This is a genomic window from Streptomyces sp. NBC_01717, from assembly GCF_036248255.1.
Classification (GTDB): Bacteria; Actinomycetota; Actinomycetes; order Streptomycetales; family Streptomycetaceae; genus Streptomyces.
In genome coordinates, this window is sequence record NZ_CP109178.1 from 217,669 (window position 1) to 234,968 (window position 17,300).

A 17,300-nucleotide genomic window follows, 5' to 3' on the forward strand; every position below is an offset into this window, starting at 1 on the left:
TTCAAGTTGACAACGTTGTCTTTCGCCGGACGGTGCGTGCTTATCACGATGCTGGAGACCTTTGTGCCCATCAGATCCCATGTCCTAACGCCCCGCGTGATCCTTCCGAGACCCGCCCGCCGGCATCGTCGGCAACTGCGCACTGCAGTCGCCATGCTGCTCACCGGCGCGCTCGGCTTCGCCGCACTGGCAGGTGGCGTCGCAGCCGCAGCACTGCCCGTCACGACCACATCCGCGGGGTCCTCAGGGACATCCGGCGGCACGGACTACACGAAGCTCGTCGACCCGTTCGTATCGACCGCCGGCGACGACGGCAACGACCTGCCGGGCGCGCAGGCACCCCACAGTCTGGCCAAGGTCAACCCGCTGACCACTCCGAACCGCAACCACACCGGGTACGACTACAACGAGGACCACATCGCCGGGTTCACCGCGACGAACCTCGACGGCGTCGGTGGCTCGGGAGGCGGTGGCGACCTATTGGTCGTCCCGACCTCCGTGCAGTACGACAAGCGCCCTGCCTCCAGCACGTACGCGCACGCGTACAGCCACGACGACGAGACCGCAACGCCCGGCTACTACGGGGTGGGGCTCGGCGCCGTCTCCGGAACTGGCTCGTCGGTGACGCAGGACTCCGGGACCATCGACGCGGAGATGACCGCGACAACGCGCACGGCGCTGCAGCGCTACAGCTTCCCCTCCGGGTCGGACCCCGAGCTCGTCCTCGACCTGGCGAACAACTTCACCAGCCGCACTCGCGCGACCATGAAGGCGACGACGCTCCCGGACGGGACCACCTCGATCGCCGGCCTGATCGCGGGGTCGTTCAACGGCGCCTCATACCAGCTGTACTACAACGCCACCACGAACGTCCCCGTGACCTCCCTGAAGAGCTGGGGTAACGACGGCAAGCTGAGCGACGCGACTATGCAGGACGGGTCCGACACCGGCGCCGTCCTCGGGTTCGACAAGTCCGCCGGGGACGACATCGAACTGCGAATCACGCTGTCGCCGATCAGCGCGGAACAGGCCGCGACCGACCAGCGCAACGAGGTCGGCGACCTCACCTTCGACCAGGCGCGCGCGCAGACGAAGGCGGCCTGGAACAGCGCACTCGGCGCCGTCGCTGTGCGCTCCTCGGCGAAGTCCGACCCCGGGTCGACGCTCACCAAGGAGTTCTACACGCACCTGTACCGCATGTACGCCCTGCCCGTGAACGCCACCAGCACCAGCGGTACGTACCGCGGCGTCGACGGAGCGGTGCACAAGGCGAACGGCTTCACGTACTACGACGGCTGGTCCACCTGGGACGACTTCCGCAAGTACTCCGTCGAGGCGTACATCGACCCGGCCACCTACCGGGACATGGTGCAGTCGCTGATCGAGCTGTTCGCCGACGCGCGCACCTCGGGCAAGAGCCTCGGCAGCCTCACCCACTCGGTCCCGACCGTGCGCTGGGAGCGCTCCGCGGTGCTGGTCGCCGACGCGCTGTCAAAGGGCTTCAAAAACTTCGACCGGCTCGACGAGGCGTACCCGGCGCTGCTGTCCTACTCCGGTTACTACACGGGGGCGCAGCTGCGGCAGGGATACGTCACCGGGGATCCCGGTACGACCGTTCAGCGCGGCTACGACCAGTGGGCGCTGTCCATCATCGCCGACGCACTCGGCAAGGAGGCGGACGCGAAGAAGCTCCGCACCCAGTCGACGATGGCGATCGACAACCTCGTGAAGTCCGGCGCCTGGACCGCGGCCGACGGCACCAAGGTCGGTCTGCTCACCCCGCGCGCCGCGAGCGGCGACTGGCAGAGCGCCGACTACGAGAAGTTCGAGGCGGCCGGCCTCTACCAGGGCACGCTCTGGCAGTACCACTGGTACGACGCGTACGACATGGGCGGCCTCATCGAGGCCATGGGCGGCGAGAAGGCCGGCAGGGCCGCGGTCAGGCACATGTTCGGCGAGGACTCCGCTGCCGACGACGGCTCGACCATGCTGCACTCCAACGCGAACGAGATCGACCTGCAGGCCCCGTACCTCTTCAACTACGTCGGTGAGCCGAGCCTGACGCAGAAGTGGGTGCGTGCCATCTACACCGGCACGACCTGGAACCGCTACATCGCGACGGGCTCCACGAACGAGGCCCCCAGCTCAGGCGGCCAGTTCACCCCGCCGGTCAAGACTCAGGTCTACAAGCTCTCCCCGAACGGCTTCCTGCCGACCATGGACAACGACGCCGGCACCATGTCGACCATGTTCGTCGGCGCCGCCCTGGGCTTGTTCCCGGTGACCGCCGGTTCCAGCCAGTTCCAGATCGGCAGCCCGTTCTTCGACTCCACGACGATCACCTACGCCAACGGCAGCCGGTTCACGGTGAAGGCCGACGGCGTGTCGCCGAGCAACTACTACGTGCAGAGCGCGACCCTCAACGGCAAGCGGTTCAACAACACGTGGCTCGACTACTCCCAGATCATCTCCGGCGGAACCCTGGACTTCACCATGGGTTCCAAGCCCTCCCAGTGGGGCGCCCACACGGAGCCCGCGTACTCGCTGAACACCGGTTCGGGCGAGGCGGGAACGGGCAAGGGCGACACCGTCGTCTCCGCCCACCCGGGCACCGTCGACACCGCCGCGGACGGCACCCTCGACGACAGCGTGAAGCTCACCCTGGACGGACCGGCGTCATTCGCCGCCCGCAAGGGAACCAGCCTGACCAGGACCGGGGCGGCGACCGTGACCGGTCTGCCGGGCGGTGCCACGGCGGACCTCCGCGTCAGCGGCTCACGCACGGCGACGCTGTCGCTCACCGGCACCGCGAAGGTCGACGCACACTTCGGCATCACGTTCCACGACGCGGCCTTCGCCCACGGCGTGCGGGCCGCGACGGTGAGCGGCACCGGGATATCCCCGACCGACCCGCTCGTCATCTCCGCCGCCGCGGTGCACCGCAAGACCCTCGGGGCACTCGTCGACCAGGCGTCCCTGGTGCGCAGCGGCAACTACTCCGACGGCTCCTGGAGCCTGTTCCGTTCGGCGCTCGAACGCGCGCGGACCATCCTCGCGGACACCACCTCCGCGACGGGCACGATCATGGCCGCGGACGACGCGCTGCACTCCGCCGTTGACGCGCTCACCATCGACGAGGGCGGCTACGCCGTCCTGCAGGCCGAGGACCCCGACCAGAAGGAGGGCCCCAGCCTCGTCAGCGAGCGGAACAACTCGGACGGCAACCTCGGCGGCGTCACCGAGGGATCGTGGGAGCGGTTCACCAAGCTGGACTTCGGCGGGGTCGCCCCGCGGAGCATCTCGGTCCGCTACGCGAACTCTCAGGCGGCGAACGCGAAGCAGAGCAGCGTCGACATCCACGCCGGCGCCGCCGACGGCCCCGTCGTCGCCACCGTCCAGCTCCCCGGAACCGGCGGCTGGCAGTACTACACCACGGTGCAGGCGGCCGTCACCGACCCGGCCGCCCTGCTGGACGCGAAGAGCGCGACGTTCGTGTTCCACGCCCCGGCCGGCCAGCAGTGGGTGTCGAACTTCGACTGGCACCAGTTCTCGCCGTACGAGGTCTCCTCGTCCCCCTCGACCACGCTCGCCACGCTGACCGCGGTGAACGCCACCACGACCGGCGACGGCTCGCTCCCGCTCAAACTCTCGAACGGCATCTTCGAGAACGTGACGAACGGCGCGTGGGCGCAGTGGAAGGACACCAACCTCCGCAACGGCGCCGACACCGTGACCGTCAGCTACGACAAGCCCCAGTCGCGCGCGGCGTCGGACTCGCACATCGAACTGCACCTCGGCTCGAAGGACGGCGCGAAGAAGGTCGACATCCCCCTCGACTACACCGGTTCGAGTTGGGGAACCATCGCCACCACGACCGTGCAGCTCGACCCGAACGTCTTCAGCGGCGTCCAGGACGTGTACGCCGCCTTCGTCTCCAGCACGCAAACCGCCTCCCAGCCCTACGTGGGCAATGTCTACTCGCTGACCGTGTCGCAGGACGCCGACGCCCCCGTGGGGTTCGACGCCACTGCGTTCCGATCCAACAGCGGCGGCGGGCTCAAGATCGAGCCGGTCGGCTGGACCGGCGCGGGTTCCACCACCGACCTCGGCGGCACCTACAACGGAGCCTGGGTCAACTACGGGGACATCGACTTCGGTGACTCCCCGAAGAGCACCGTCACAATCACCTACGTCAACAACTCCGCACGCTGCGGAACCGGCTCCGCCGTCCAGCTCTACCTGGACTCCTTCGACGCGGCCAACCCCGGCACGCCGTACGCGACCGTGCCGCTGCCGGTCACGGGTAGCGCATGGTCATCAGGAGGGACGACGAGCCTGACGCTGCCGAAGGCGATCACCGGCACGCACACCGTCCACCTGCGGCTGACGACGAACCCGGACTCCTCGCACCCGTACGTCGCGAACCTGGGCCGGATCACCTTCAAGCACGTCGAGACGCCCGCCGTCACGGACAAGTCCGCCCTGCGGAAGGCGATCGACCAGTTCGAGGGGCTCTCCGGCGACGCGGAGCGTTACGACGCGATCGACTTCGGTGTGTACCGGCGCGAACTCGCCGCCGCGCGCACCCTCGTCGACGCAGAGGATGCGACGCAGCTCGAAGTCGACACACGGACGCGCAGCCTCACCCTGGCCGCCAACCAGCTGATCCCCCTGCCGAGGCTGAAGCTGGAGGACCTGGTCGCGACCGCGACCGCCCTCGCCGACGACCGCTACACGGACGCGTCGTGGAAGGCGTTCACCACGGCACTCGCCGCGGCGAAGACCGCGGTCGAGGATGGCACTTCGACGGACGCGACCCTCACGGCACGGTACGACACCCTGCGCCATGCCCTGTCCGCACTCACCACGAAGCCCAAGACGGTGCCGGCCGCGCCTGACGCAGTGTCGGCGACCTCGTCCGGCACGAGCCTGACTGTCGCCTGGTCCGCCCCCAAGGACACCGGCGGCTCGCCGGTCACCGGCTACAAGATCACCCTTAGCGACGGTCACCAGATCAAGATCAACGATCCGGACAGCCGGAGCACGACGTTCACCTGGCTGCGGGCCAGCAGGTCGTACACGGCACGCGTCCAGGCAGTGAACGCCGTCGGCACCTCCCACCAGAGCGCCGCCACGGCACCCGTGGTGATCGGCGGCGGCAAGCCGCAGAAGCCGGCCGTGACGGGTGTGATCACCGACGGCAAGCAAGTCCGCGTGACCTGGCGGACGGCCGGCGATGGCGGTTTCCCAGTCATCGGCTACACCGTGGCCCTCGGCGACGGAACCACCGCGCACGTTCCCGCCACGACGGACACGGCGCTGCTCACGACCGCGGGCAAGGCCAAGGCGCACACGGCCACCGTCACCGCGGTCACCCTGGCTGGAACCTCGGACGACTCCACCGCGACCGCTTCGGCGGCCGCCTCCGACCCGGCGTACGAGCCGTCGCCCTTCCCGGACGACACCCTGAACGCGGCCTACGCGTCGGACAAGTGGCCGGGGACCGGTGACGGGACCGACTACTTCTACGACCTGCTCAACGGTGTCGACGACCTCGACTCCGACATCCTCGGCGCCAACACCAAGGTGCCCAACGGCACCGCGCTCACCGCCGAGAACGACCGGATCGCCATGCGCATCAACAACACGGCGACGCAGAAGGAGGTGGACCGGGCCGAGGTCGACGCGACGAACAGCTCCACCGTCACGATGGCCGACGGCCTCGGATCCCGGCTCGGCCAGATCTACCACGACGCCCTCGACGGCGGCCGGCTGCCGAAGACCAGCGCGCTGTTCTCCCGCGTCACAAAGAACCTCGACAAGGTCGACGCGGCGAAGAACCACTACGGCTACCTGCGCCCGTACGTACGGCTTGGGTTCGTCGGCGACGGCGGCGACATCTACGAGTCGCAGGACGGCTCCTACGGCAGCCTCACCACCAGCGGCTCGTACCCCAGCGGCCACGCCTACGGCGGCTACGAAGCCGGAACCATCCTCGCCACGCTCCTGCCGGAGCTGGCACCGTCCATCCTCGCCCGCACCTCGGAGTACGGGAACAACCGCATCGTCCTCGGGTTCCACTACCCGCTCGACGTCATGGGCGGCCGCATCAGCGCACAGGCCACCGTGGCACACCGGTGGGCCGACCCCGATTTCGAGAAGCTGCTGACGCAGGCCCACACCGAAATAGAGAACGTGCTGCTCGCGCAGTGCGAGAAGGAGGGATACGGCGACACGCTCGCGGCCTGCGAGGGCGACTCCTACGCCGGCCTGAGCACCGCGCAGCACGTCGACCTGTACACGCGCCGCCTGACCTACGGGTTCTCCCAGGTCGGAAAGTCCGGGCAGACTCTCAAGACGCCGTCCGACGCGGCAGCCCTGCTGATCACGGCCTTCCCGGGCCTCACCACCGAGCAGCGAACCCAGATCCTCGAGCAGACCGCGACGGACTCCGGGTACCCGCTCGACCTCACCGCGGGCGGCGGAGCGAGCTGGGAGCGCATCAACCTGGCGGCCGCGATGGCGGCGAAGGTCGTCGTCAACGCCGACGGGTCGGTCACGGTGAAGAACTTCTCGGACGCCACCAAGGCCAGCGTCGCCGACGCCAGGGCGATCACCGTCGGAGGTGTCTCGATCGACGGGTTCGATCCGGACGTGTCCACGTACGTCGTCGACTGGCCGAAGAACACGAGGATCCCGACCGTCTCCGCCACGCCGGCCCAGTCCGGCGCGCGGGTGAAGGTCACCGAGGGCGGTTCGGTCCTCTCGTCGACCGGGTCCCGGTTCACCACCCGCACCATCAAGGTGACGTCGGCCAACGGTTCGGTCACCCGGACCTACACGGTCGGGTTCCAGCCCACGGACCGCGATGCCCGGCCGGTCGCGGCCGGCGGCAACGGCGGTGACCGCACCAGCGGAGCATCCGACCTGTGGGACCGCGTAGGCAACGGAGCAGGGTTCGCCGGCGGCGCCGGATTCTGGGCGCCGGCGACGGAGTGGGAGCAGCCCATGTGGATCCCTCGCGGCTAGCACACGCGTGACCGCCGGACCAGCCGTACCCCGTGCGACCGCGGCAGGATCCCGCTGACTGTTGGGAGATGCACCGCCATCGGCGGCCGGCCCCTCCGGGTGAACCACTGCTGTTCACCTGGAGGGGCCGTCGGCATGACGGCGTGGCCGTTCACGGCGGTGGTGGCACGGCGGTCCATTACCGGGTGCCGGCGCGCGCGGTGGGGAGCCCGGCCTCCAAGGCCCCCACCACCTGACTGGCTTGCGACGCATTCCGAACCCGGCGCCCCTGGCTAGTGCTGGCACTCATCCACTCACGCGCGCTGACGCTCGGCCGGCTCGAGAGCTTCGACCTTGCGGGTGCCGATTAAGCATCCGGCCAGGTCAGGAGCACGATCGTCGATGATAGGGCCCTCGGCTACTGCGCCGCTCGCACCCGTGTGGTTCACGTGGGCGGCGGTGGGGCGGCATCATGATCTGCCGTGCTGCTGCCCACCTGCGGAAACCGTAGACTGCTTCTCGCTCGCCCTGGCACGATCCTCCTGCGTGGCGCGGCCTGCTCAAGGCAGGACACCTGCCGGGGTGCGCACGGCCTGACGCAGGCGGGCGGCGTCCTGGCTGGGCGGCGCGCCGAACTGGCGGCGATACTCGCGACTGAACTGTGACGGGTTGTCATAGCCGACGCGGTGGCCGACCCCGGTGACGTCGCCCGGGTGTGTGGCGAGCAGCAGCCGGGCCTCCTGCAGCCGGATCTGTTTCTGGAACTGGATGGGGCTCATCGCGGTCACCGCCTGGAAGTTGCGGTAGAAGGCGGAGACGCTCATGCCGGCCATGCGTGCCACCTCGTCGACCCGGAAGGGCTCGGCGTAGTGCTCGCGGATCCAGCGCACTGCCCGGGAGACGTGGCTGAGGCTGCTGTCGGCCAGGCCGAGCTGACGAACCGTCGCACCTTGCTCGCCGGTGATCACACGCCACAGGATCTCGCGCTTGACCAGCGGGGCCAAAACGGCGCGGCCGCGGGGCTCGTCGAGCAGGCGCAGCAGCCGCACCACCGCGTCGAGCAGCGCGGCCGGAGCGTCGCTGACGGCGATCCCCGACGGAACGCCTCCGCCGGCGCGGGGGATGTCCCCGGGACCGGCCTGCAACAGCAGTTCGGCAACGGCGGACGGTTCCAGTGTGAGACCGAAACCGAGGGCCGGCTGTTCGAAGTCGGCCCGGGCGAACTGCCCCGTGACAGGCAGGTCGACGGATGCGACCAGGTACTGCCCGGGGCCGTACTCGTAGACCCGGTCGCCCAGCGCGAGGCGCTTGGCCCCCTGGGCGATGACCGCGAGCACCGTGCCGGACATGGAGGGCGCCGGTGGATCCGGCCGGTCGACCTTCGAGATGAGGACGCCGTCGATGGTGGTGGTCCAGTCGGGCCGGGCATGCCGGGCCAGCAGGGTGCGGAGCTCTTCGAGGTACATGTGTCCATTGCAGCACTCTTCCGCGCTATGACTCTTGCGGACGCGAGGATCGTGCAAGTACGAGCGAGCATCGGTCTAACGTTTCCGCAGGTCAACTCGGTTGAATGGAATCACCTCACTCCATCACCGAAAAGAGGGCATCCATGATCGCCAACTACGGATTCAACGCCACCCTGACCGCCAAGCCCGGAATGGGCGACCAGCTGGTCGACCTGCTACTGACCGGCCTGAACGAGGGCAGCCCCGGCGCGAGCGAACACTGCGTCGTCTACCTCGTCTCCCGTTCCGCGTCCGACCCCGACATCGTCCACGTCACCGAGGGCTGGACCAGCCAGGAGGACCACCACCGGATCTTCGCCGGCGAGGCCGCCCGGGCCATCGTCGCGCAGATCGACGGACTGCTGGCCAAGGAGTCCGAGTACACCGACTACGTCCCGGTCCGCGGCAAGGCCGCCATCTGACCCGCCGATCACCCCATACCCCGGCCCCTGCCGCCTCGGCGCCTGCCGAGCCGGCCCTCCCCTCGCTCGACCGTCCGCCACCACCCCACGAAAGGCCGCCACCATGACCACGGCACGACCCGCCTTGGACCCCGAACTGCGTGAGCTGCTCGCCGACATGCCCCTCATGTCCCAACTCAGCCCGGAAGTACTCGCGCAACTGCGCCAGCTCCCCTCGACGCCCGTCGAGCCCCTTCTCGCCCACCGGCAGGTCGACCGGCGCGAAGTCACCGTGCCCGCCAAGGATGGTGCCCCGATACCCCTGTCGGTCTTCAGCCCCGCGAACACCGATCGCACCATCGCCGCACCCTGCGTCTACTGGATGCACGGCGGCGGGATGGTCATGGGTGACCGCTTCTCGCAGATCGACGTCCCCCTGGAGTGGCTCGACGAGTTCGGCGCGGTCGTGGTCTCCGTCGACTACCGGCTCGCACCCGAGGCCACCGGTACCGCCCTGGTCGACGACTGCTACCAGGGACTGATGTGGGTCGCCGAACACTCCGCTGAACTGGGCATCGATCCCGCCCGGATCGTCGTCGCGGGCGCCAGCGCGGGCGGCGGCCTCGCGGCCGGTGTCACCCTGCTGGCCCGCGACCTCGGCACGCCTGCGATCGCCGCGCAGATGCTGATCTGCCCCATGCTCGACCACCGCAACACCAGCGCCTCCAGCCGCCAGTACTCCGGTGGGCCCGGCGTGTGGACCCGCGAGATGAACGCGTTCGGATGGCGCTGTGTCCTCGGTGACTTCACCGACCAGGAGGTACCCGAGTACGTCTCACCCGCGCTGGCCAACGATCTCTCCGGCCTGCCGACCACCTACATCGACACCGGCTCCGCCGAAGTCTTCCGCGACGAGGACACCGACTACGCCACCCGTATCTGGGCGGACGGCGGCCAGGCCGAACTCCACGTCTGGGCGGGTGGCTTCCACGGCTTCGACGCCCTGTACCCGCAGGCGCGCATCTCGGCGGCAGCCCGCCAGACCCGCACCGCCTGGCTCGCCCGGCTCCTGCTGCCGGACTCCGCCGCATAGCGCCACCGGCGCACTCACGCAACACACCGACCGCACACCAGGAGGAACACCATGAAGGTCGCCATCGTCACGGGCGCCAGCTCCGGCATCGGACGAAGCGCCGCGATCGAGATCGCGAAAAGCGGAAACGGAGTCATCCTCACCTACGGCACCAACCCACAAGGAGGGCTGGAGACGGCCGCCACCATCGAGAAGGAGGGCGGGACGGCCGTCGCACTCCCGCTGGACGTCAGCGAAGCGGGCACCTTTGTGGCCTTCCGCGACAGGGTGGCTGACGTGCTGCGCGACACCTGGCAGCGCGACACCTTCGACTATCTGGTCAACAACGCCGGTTTCGCGCAGACGTCGTTGATCGAGGACACGACCGAGGAGACGTTCGACAGGCTCATGCGGGTACTGCTCAAGGGTCCGTACTTCCTGACGCAGAAGTTGCTGCCCCTGATGGCAGACGGCGGGGCCATCGTCAATACGAGCAGCAACTCGGCGACGGCGGCGACCGGCCTGGAGCCTGGCTACTCTGCCTACGCCTCGATGAAGGGCGGACTGAACGTGCTGACCCGGTACATGGCCAAGGAATTCAGCACGCGTGGCATCCGCGTCAACGCCGTCTCGCCGGGGTCGACCCGCACTCGGATCGCCGACGACGCCTTCACCCGGTTCCCCGAGGTCGTCCCGGCCCTCGCTGCGAAGACCGCGCTCGGCCGGGTCGGCGAACCCGACGACATCGGCGCGATGATCGCCACACTGGTCTCCGATGAGAGCCGCTGGGTCACCGCTCAGAACATCGAGGTATCGGGCGGCTACAACCTCTAGCAGAAGATCAGTCAACGTGACCCGGCCCTGAAGGGCCGGGCTTGGAGGTAGCGCCCGACCGGCTGCTGGGTTGGCGCAGACGCGGGATCAAGGCGGTCATCCGGGAAAAGGCCGATCAGGCCGCGAACCGTAAGAAGCGCGGCAGGGACGGCGGTCGACCGGTGGCCCATGACGCTGAGCAGTACAAGGAGCGCAACACGGTGGAACGCTGCATCAACAAGATCCGGGCGTGGCGGGGCCTGGCCACGCGCTACGACAAGACGCCCGCAAACTACACGGCGGGGCTCCAACTGCGCGGATCCATCATCTGGATGCGCAGCCTCAACCCGAACCCGCGGTTGCGGCGCCCGGCTTGCCGGCCGGGCGCCGCAACCGCTCAGGTCAGGCCGACACGGTGACCGCTCCGCCGAGGTGCCGGGCGAAGAACCGGACCGCGCTGTCGACCTCGAACCGAGGCAGCTCCTTGTGCTTACCCGAGTTCACGTGCAACGACTTCTCCTTCGAGGCAAAGGCGTCGAACAGCGCGAGACCCTCCTCGCGCGAGATGTGCTCGTCGTCCCACTGCATGTCGAACTCGATCGGGATGGTGATCTGCTTCGCCTTCTCGGCCAGGACATCGGGCCAGTGCTGACCGAAGACCGCGGCGGCGATCCTGGGTTCGATCGCCACAAGCGGCACGCCGATCGCCGTGCCCATGTTGATGCCCCAGAAGCCAACTAGCCCGTCGGTGCCGATCTCCGGGAGTTCCTGGAGGGCATCCAGGGTCGCCTGGTACTCGGGCACGGCGAGCTCCGCCAGGTGGTCGTTGTAGCGCACGACGATCGGCCCTTCCGGCTCGCCCGCCGCCCTCGCCCGGAACAGCTCGGCGATTTCCGCCTCGTCGTGCGCGGTGCGCGGCCGGTCGCCATGACCTGGCGCGTCGATGACGGCGGCATGGAAGCCGCAGCCGGTCACGACGCGCTGGGCGCGGCCGGACATCGCCGGGTGCTTCTTGTGGTTGCCGCCGCCGTGGGCCATCAGGATCAGGGGCGCGTGATCGGCCGTATTGGAGGCCGGCGACCACAGGACGCCGGGGACGTCGCCCACGGTGAAGTCGCGCTCGACCATGCCGTTCGACGACGACTCGGCGGTGAACTGCAGAGAGTGCATAGGTGTTGCCTTTCGGAAGTGCCTTGTTGTCGAGGCGCTCCCGGCGACACCTGCGTCAATCGCCTGACCGTGATGAGAGGGGGAGCACCCATATGGGTACAGCGTTCATGGGTCTCACCTCCTCGGGCGGTGTCGCGGTCGACTGAAAGCTAGCAGCCCGATCGCGATCCCGCCCACCCCATTTTTTTTCCGCCACGTGATCACAACTCCCGACAGGCCCTGGTGGCGGGCCGTTTCGTTCTTCCGCGCCCATTGCAGTCGCTCGGCAGAGGCGGACAGGAAAGCAGCCTCGCCGACGGGGGCGGCAAGGCTGCAGCCAGTGTGGCAGGACCAGGCGACCGTTGCGCCCGATTCGCCGCACAGAGCGGGTAGAGCATCGGCGGGCGTCGGCTGCCCGCACGGCTACCCCGATCGGGAGGGCGGGACACCAGCCCACCGTCCGCCCGTGGACCTTCAGAGATAGACCACTGCTGCATTTTCGTCCGAAGGCCTCTTCTCTCACCCCGAGCACCTGCGGACCCGAAGCCATCACGGTACGTGTTGCATCCGCGACCCTGCGGCCGACTTCAGCGCTGACACCGGCCAAGTAGGCAGTTGGCTCGTCCGGCCGACTACGGCGCTCAGTCGTCAGCGATTTGCAGGGCCAGCGCGAAGTGCTCGCCCTGCATCCCCGCGAGCAGGCTGTCGAAGACCGGGGTGAGCCCGTTCACGGCGCCGCATTCGGCATCGTGGTTAGTCCACCAGCTGGCCTCCGGTCCCAGTAGGGCCACCACCCGCTCTGCCATGCGCTCCGCCGCCTCGGCGGGCAGGTGCCGATGACTCCGCCAGACGAGGTCGACGCCCGCGACCTGGGCGAGGAACGAGGCAGCCTCGTGCGTTTCCACCGGTTCCAGAGAGGCGCAGATCGCAGGAACGGACGGCGGGGTGTACCCGGGCAGGAAGCGCCGCCAGGCATCGTCCGCCGCGATCGCGGCCAGCAGCGTGCGGATCCGGGCTGCCAGCTCTGGCAGGTCAGGTTCCGGCTCGGTGAACCGCCCGGCCTCCACGTACACCCGCATCGGCGTGGCCAGCTCTGACATGCTGACTTCCAGCTCGGCCAAAACCTCAATCGACGTCACAGTGGGATTCTGCCCTACGCACCGCCCGCTCCATGTCGCACACCCGGGCCGACTACAGCGCATGGTGTGACGGAGCACGGCTGTTGGCCCGAAGGGACAACTACGAAGCTCAAAACGCAGAACGCCTCAACCCTGCGGCTCCAGGTAGGAGAACCAGCGCTGCCTGACTCAATACTGTGACGGGGTCGCTGTGGGCGATCGATCAGCAGCCTGTCACCGGAGGTGCATGACGCCGGGAGCGCGATCGTCAAAGATCTCGACCAGCCAGTCGAAGACAACGGTTCCGCAGCGTTGCCCGGTTGGGTCAGTGACCTGCAAGGGCGTCCTCTGATTCCACGACCTGCGCCAGCAATCCGTAGTACTGACTGGTGCGGCTCTCGAAATCCGCCCGTGCTGACAGGCCGAGGTTCCGGTCGTCCGGTACGCGCAGCAGGTCGACAGATGTCTGGGCGAAACGGGCGGGGAGTCCTTCTTGTTCGGCGATGGCCATGAGGGAGCGCAGCTCTATGACGGCGGAGCGGGCGTTCTCGCGCTGTTCCCGTCCGGCGCGCAGCATGCTCAAGTACCCGGATGCGGGTTCGGCCTCAGTGAGGACCCGTTCGAGCTCGCCGGCGAGTTCCTCGCCGGCGCGTGCGGTCTGGTGGGCCTCGCCCCCGGCTTCCAGCAGGACTTGCAGCGCGACGAGCAGGGCGACGGTGTGCGGTCCGGGGACGACGGAATCGACGCGCACCAACAGGGTGGCCTCCATGTTGTCGGCAAGGCGCCGGGCGGCATTGTAGGCGTGTTCGGCCGACCTGCGGTCCATGCCCATGTGCCCCAGACCCGGCACTCCGGCGTCGAGTACATCGCGCGCGGTGCGGGCGCCGGCCGCCTCTACATCCTGCACCGCCCGGCTGACCGACGCTTCCTTGAACAGTCGCGCGACGGGGACGGCGCTCAGCTTCGCGTCGATCTGCTCGCGGCGCAGCGCGGTCCACGTCACGCGCACGGCGTCGCGAGCCTGTGCGTGGTCCCGGGCTACCTGGTCGGCGACCTCGTACAACTTCCGTGCCCTTGCCACGGTGTTGGGGCGTACGCCGGCCAGGCGTATCGAGGCGCGGCTGTTCCCCCCGATGAGGCCGACGGCGATCAGGGCCAGTCCGATCAGCACGAGCACGTCGGACAGGCCGTAGGGCTCCTTCTCCTCGAGCGACGGCTCCAGGTCGCCCTTGTGCTGGCCTTCGGTGAACATGAAGGCGCTGTCCCAGCCGTACCCCGTGTCCTCGTCGTAGTTCGGTGGCTTGAGCAACGCATCGCGGTCCGGATCGCACTGGTAGGCGGTCTCACGCCAGCGGCCCCCGTCGCTGTACGGGTCCTTCCAGCGAACCGTGCACCGGCCGTCAGGCTTCTCGCTGGTCACAGTGAGGTCGACCTGCCGCGTCTCGGGATACGACGCGTAGAGGTACGCCGACCAACCGAACAGCAAAACGCCGAGCGTCAGTACCCAGCGAAAGAACGGCCGGTGCCGCATAGTGTCTCCCCCTCGTCCCCCGGCCGACCTCGCACCCCGACCGCTGCCTGGCCAGCCCGAGTTCATGGTCTGCCTGCACGGCACCTTTGCTCAAGCCTTCAACGGTCTCTCTTGCGCGACGACCGCTACGCCTCACCCCGGTCATCGCGGACCCGCAGAACCCCACGATCGACCAGATCAGCGCCATCATTCCGCTCCGCGAGCCACCTATCGCGCACACGGGCCGGCTATCAGAGGGGCCAACTATCGCGCTCAGTAACAATAATGTGACTGAGCGTTGCACTTGGCCCGTCTGGCCAAGTAGGTGCTCTGTGACTGACCCGGTCGACCGCCGCGCGGGGCGCGGCAATGCGAGAGGCAAGCGGTCCACGCACGGTGCGCAGGGGGAGCAGGGCGTGGTCATCCTCGGGACGGGCCGCTGCCGGAGCGTTGTACGGCGGCCCACCGAATGTGTGTGACTGGGCACGTAGTTGGCCAAGATGAGCACCGCAGTCTCGCCTTGGGCCTCAAGGTAGGACCTTTGTCAGGCCCTCACCCCGGGCTTGGCCCAGTAGCCGTGGGTGATCACCTTTTCCTGCATCAGCCTTTCCAGCTCCGTGTTCGACAGCGGGTGCAGCGTGTTCAGGAGGCGGTGCAGGCCGGGTTCGTCGAAAAACTGGCTGGTGACCTCGACCTCCGCGTCGTGGTGGCGGCGGGTGAGGGTGATGTCGCGGGTACCGCCGGGGAGGCGGCGGATCATACGCATCTCGCCGTGCACGTCCACCGTGCAGGTCACGCTCTTCTCCACGAGTTTTGGGCATCGTGGTGTCTGCGTGAGCGATGGACGCACCACGAGGCCCACGTACCCCAACTCGTATCCCTCCCGGACAGGGTGGTATTCGACGCTGAAGTAGGCGGGCCCGACCACGGCACGGGACAGCCGCATTCCACGCGGCGGAGCGCCCAGATACATCAGTTCCGGATGCTCCCGGTAGCGCGCGATCTCCGCCGCGTGTCGGCGCTGCTGTGCCTGCACCGGGCCGATGGAGCCCCCGTAGACCACGCCGGCCGCCAGCACTGCCACCGCCCCGAGCCGTACCCACCGGCTTGGCACGAAGAACGCCGCGGCGACGGCGTACGGCACCCCCGTCAGCGCGACCCGGGTGCCGGCACTCCCCAGGTCCACGTCCCCGCCGTAGGCGGCCAGGCCCGCCAGGACGCCGAGCGTGCCGAGGGCGAAGACCACGGCAGCCCAGCCGATCCGCCGGCGCACCGAGCCACACAGCGGCACCACGGTCCTCGCCGGTATGCCCGCGATGGCCAGCAGGCCGACCATCAGCGGCACGCCCAAGGCCAGGACCGGCACCGCCGCCCCGGCACCGCCGCCCCAGGCCGTCACCACCAACTCGAAGCCGAGCACAGGCATCGCGGCCGTCATCGTCGCCCAGACCAGCAAGAGATGCAGGGCCGTCAGCGTCCCTCTGCCACTTGTCATGCCGCGGAGCCTGCCAGCCCGCCTCCTGACGCACATGAGTTCTCCTACTCAGTACGTCCTCTCCCACCCTCCACCGGAAGGTGCTCATCCGCCCTCGCCGAACCGAAGCTGGAAACGACCACTGCGAAGGGGCACTGTCAGTCCGTCAATCAACGCTGTTTGTCGATGAGTACGGCAGGCGACTGGAGTGGAGGCCGGGTTCAGGTGGCCACTACCGGCTGGCCGTTCGGCAGCGGTTCGCTGTCCTGGCTGATTGAGGCCGGCAGCGGCAGGGATCTCGCCTATGGGCTATGAGCGTCACGCACCGCGCGTCACGACTGCGATCTTGCTCGCTGGGTCGGCTGAGAGACGGGTAAGGCCACCGCTGATCATCGGTGTGTGAAGCCTGAAGATCTTGCGGTGGCGGCGGGTCGCGGCATGGACCCTGCCCGCTGGCAGGAGGCGCTCGAGGTCCTGATGGGCCGGATAGCAGGTCGGTTCACGCGAGTCGAACCCCGGCGCCGGGTGATGGACTTGGCGCGGGGGCTGCTGTCGGACCTGCCACGCAAGAATTGCTGAACGATCACCGAGTGGGCCGGGGAGGCCAGTCCGGACGGCATGCGTGACGACGTGCGTCAGTACTGGAGCATCCGCACGATCTACGTCCTGCCCAAGTGTGTGCGCAACGAACTTGGGCTGGATCACTGAGATCTGCCGCACGCATGGTCGCCCAGGCGCCGAGGAGTTACTGGGCCGCGCGATCACTGCGCCTCTATCGTCCGGATGTCGTCCAGGTGGTCCTCGACCCAGTACCTGAGACCGGCGAGTGGCTCGGCGACACTGTGACCGAGCTCCGTCAGCTCGTACTCGACATGCAGGGGAACGGCCGGGTAGACGGTCCGGGTGATGAAGCCCTTGTCCTCCAGACGACGCAGGGTGTTGGTCAGAACCTTCGGACTGACACCGTCCAGGCGCCGCTGCAGGGCCCCGAAGCGCTGGGCCCCTTCCTCCATCGCGCCGATCGCCAGCGCGGACCACTTGTTCGCCAGTAGGTCGAGTACATCGCGGCACGGGCACTGGGCCGCGTACACATCGTGAACATCGTGCCGATCCGTCGCACAGCTCATAGTCATGACTGAGCCAACCTCTCCCTCACGTGGTTACTTCCCAAAGGAAAGTACTTGCCCTTGCAGGTTACTACCACCCCCTAGGTAGTTTCGACAGTGTGATCAACCACCCCGCTCGCGGGG

The 17,300-nt window shown here is 68.4% G+C and carries 10 protein-coding genes and 2 pseudogenes; 6 read left to right on the forward strand and 6 right to left on the reverse strand.

Annotated features, from left to right (window positions below; translation table 11 throughout):
* Positions 1-153 precede the first annotated feature (153 nt).
* Positions 154-7,029, forward strand: a complete 6,876-nt coding sequence (locus OHB49_RS01010; protein ID WP_329157091.1) for a glycoside hydrolase domain-containing protein — start codon at positions 154-156, stop codon at positions 7,027-7,029.
* A gap of 539 nt (positions 7,030-7,568) precedes the next feature.
* On the opposite strand, the gene OHB49_RS01015 is transcribed toward OHB49_RS01010, so the two are convergent.
* Complete coding sequence (locus OHB49_RS01015; protein WP_329157093.1) at positions 7,569-8,474, reverse strand: AraC family transcriptional regulator; 906 nt, start codon at positions 8,472-8,474, stop codon at positions 7,569-7,571.
* Positions 8,475-8,617: 143 nt separating this feature from the next.
* On the opposite strand from OHB49_RS01015, the gene OHB49_RS01020 reads away from it, so the two are divergent.
* From OHB49_RS01020 to OHB49_RS01035, 4 genes and pseudogenes are all read left to right on the forward strand, one after another.
* Positions 8,618-8,935 carry a putative quinol monooxygenase gene (locus OHB49_RS01020; protein WP_329157094.1) on the forward strand — a complete coding sequence of 106 codons (318 nt, stop codon included), beginning with the start codon at positions 8,618-8,620 and terminating at the stop codon, positions 8,933-8,935.
* A 103-nt stretch (positions 8,936-9,038) separates the two neighbouring features.
* Complete coding sequence (locus tag OHB49_RS01025) at positions 9,039-10,007, forward strand: alpha/beta hydrolase (protein ID WP_329157095.1); 969 nt, start codon at positions 9,039-9,041, stop codon at positions 10,005-10,007.
* A 51-nt stretch (positions 10,008-10,058) separates the two neighbouring features.
* Positions 10,059-10,820, forward strand: coding sequence for an SDR family NAD(P)-dependent oxidoreductase (locus tag OHB49_RS01030; RefSeq protein WP_329157096.1), 762 nt, complete (start codon positions 10,059-10,061; stop codon positions 10,818-10,820).
* 74 nt (positions 10,821-10,894) lie between these two features.
* Positions 10,895-11,143 (forward strand): annotated as a pseudogene (locus OHB49_RS01035) (IS5/IS1182 family transposase); the annotation flags it as partial.
* A 58-nt stretch (positions 11,144-11,201) separates the two neighbouring features.
* On the opposite strand, the gene OHB49_RS01040 reads toward OHB49_RS01035, so the two are convergent.
* From OHB49_RS01040 to OHB49_RS01055, 4 genes are all read right to left on the reverse strand, one after another.
* Positions 11,202-11,969 (reverse strand): alpha/beta hydrolase, encoded by a 768-nt coding sequence (locus tag OHB49_RS01040; RefSeq protein WP_329157097.1) that lies wholly within the window; start codon positions 11,967-11,969, stop codon positions 11,202-11,204.
* Between the two features lie 620 nt (positions 11,970-12,589).
* Complete coding sequence (locus tag OHB49_RS01045; RefSeq protein WP_329157099.1) at positions 12,590-13,087, reverse strand: hypothetical protein; 498 nt, start codon at positions 13,085-13,087, stop codon at positions 12,590-12,592.
* A 304-nt stretch (positions 13,088-13,391) separates the two neighbouring features.
* Positions 13,392-14,597, reverse strand: coding sequence for a hypothetical protein (locus OHB49_RS01050; RefSeq protein ID WP_329157101.1), 1,206 nt, complete (start codon positions 14,595-14,597; stop codon positions 13,392-13,394).
* 523 nt (positions 14,598-15,120) lie between these two features.
* On the reverse strand, positions 15,121-16,071 hold the full coding sequence (locus OHB49_RS01055) for a hypothetical protein (protein WP_329157102.1): 951 nt from the start codon (positions 16,069-16,071) through the stop codon (positions 15,121-15,123).
* Between the two features lie 399 nt (positions 16,072-16,470).
* On the opposite strand from OHB49_RS01055, the pseudogene OHB49_RS01060 reads away from it, so the two are divergent.
* Positions 16,471-16,626: pseudogene (locus tag OHB49_RS01060) on the forward strand (IS701 family transposase); the annotation flags it as partial.
* 185 nt (positions 16,627-16,811) lie between these two features.
* Here OHB49_RS01060 and OHB49_RS01065 read toward each other — a convergent pair.
* Positions 16,812-17,183, reverse strand: coding sequence for a winged helix-turn-helix transcriptional regulator (locus tag OHB49_RS01065; protein WP_329157103.1), 372 nt, complete (start codon positions 17,181-17,183; stop codon positions 16,812-16,814).
* Positions 17,184-17,300 lie beyond the last annotated feature (117 nt).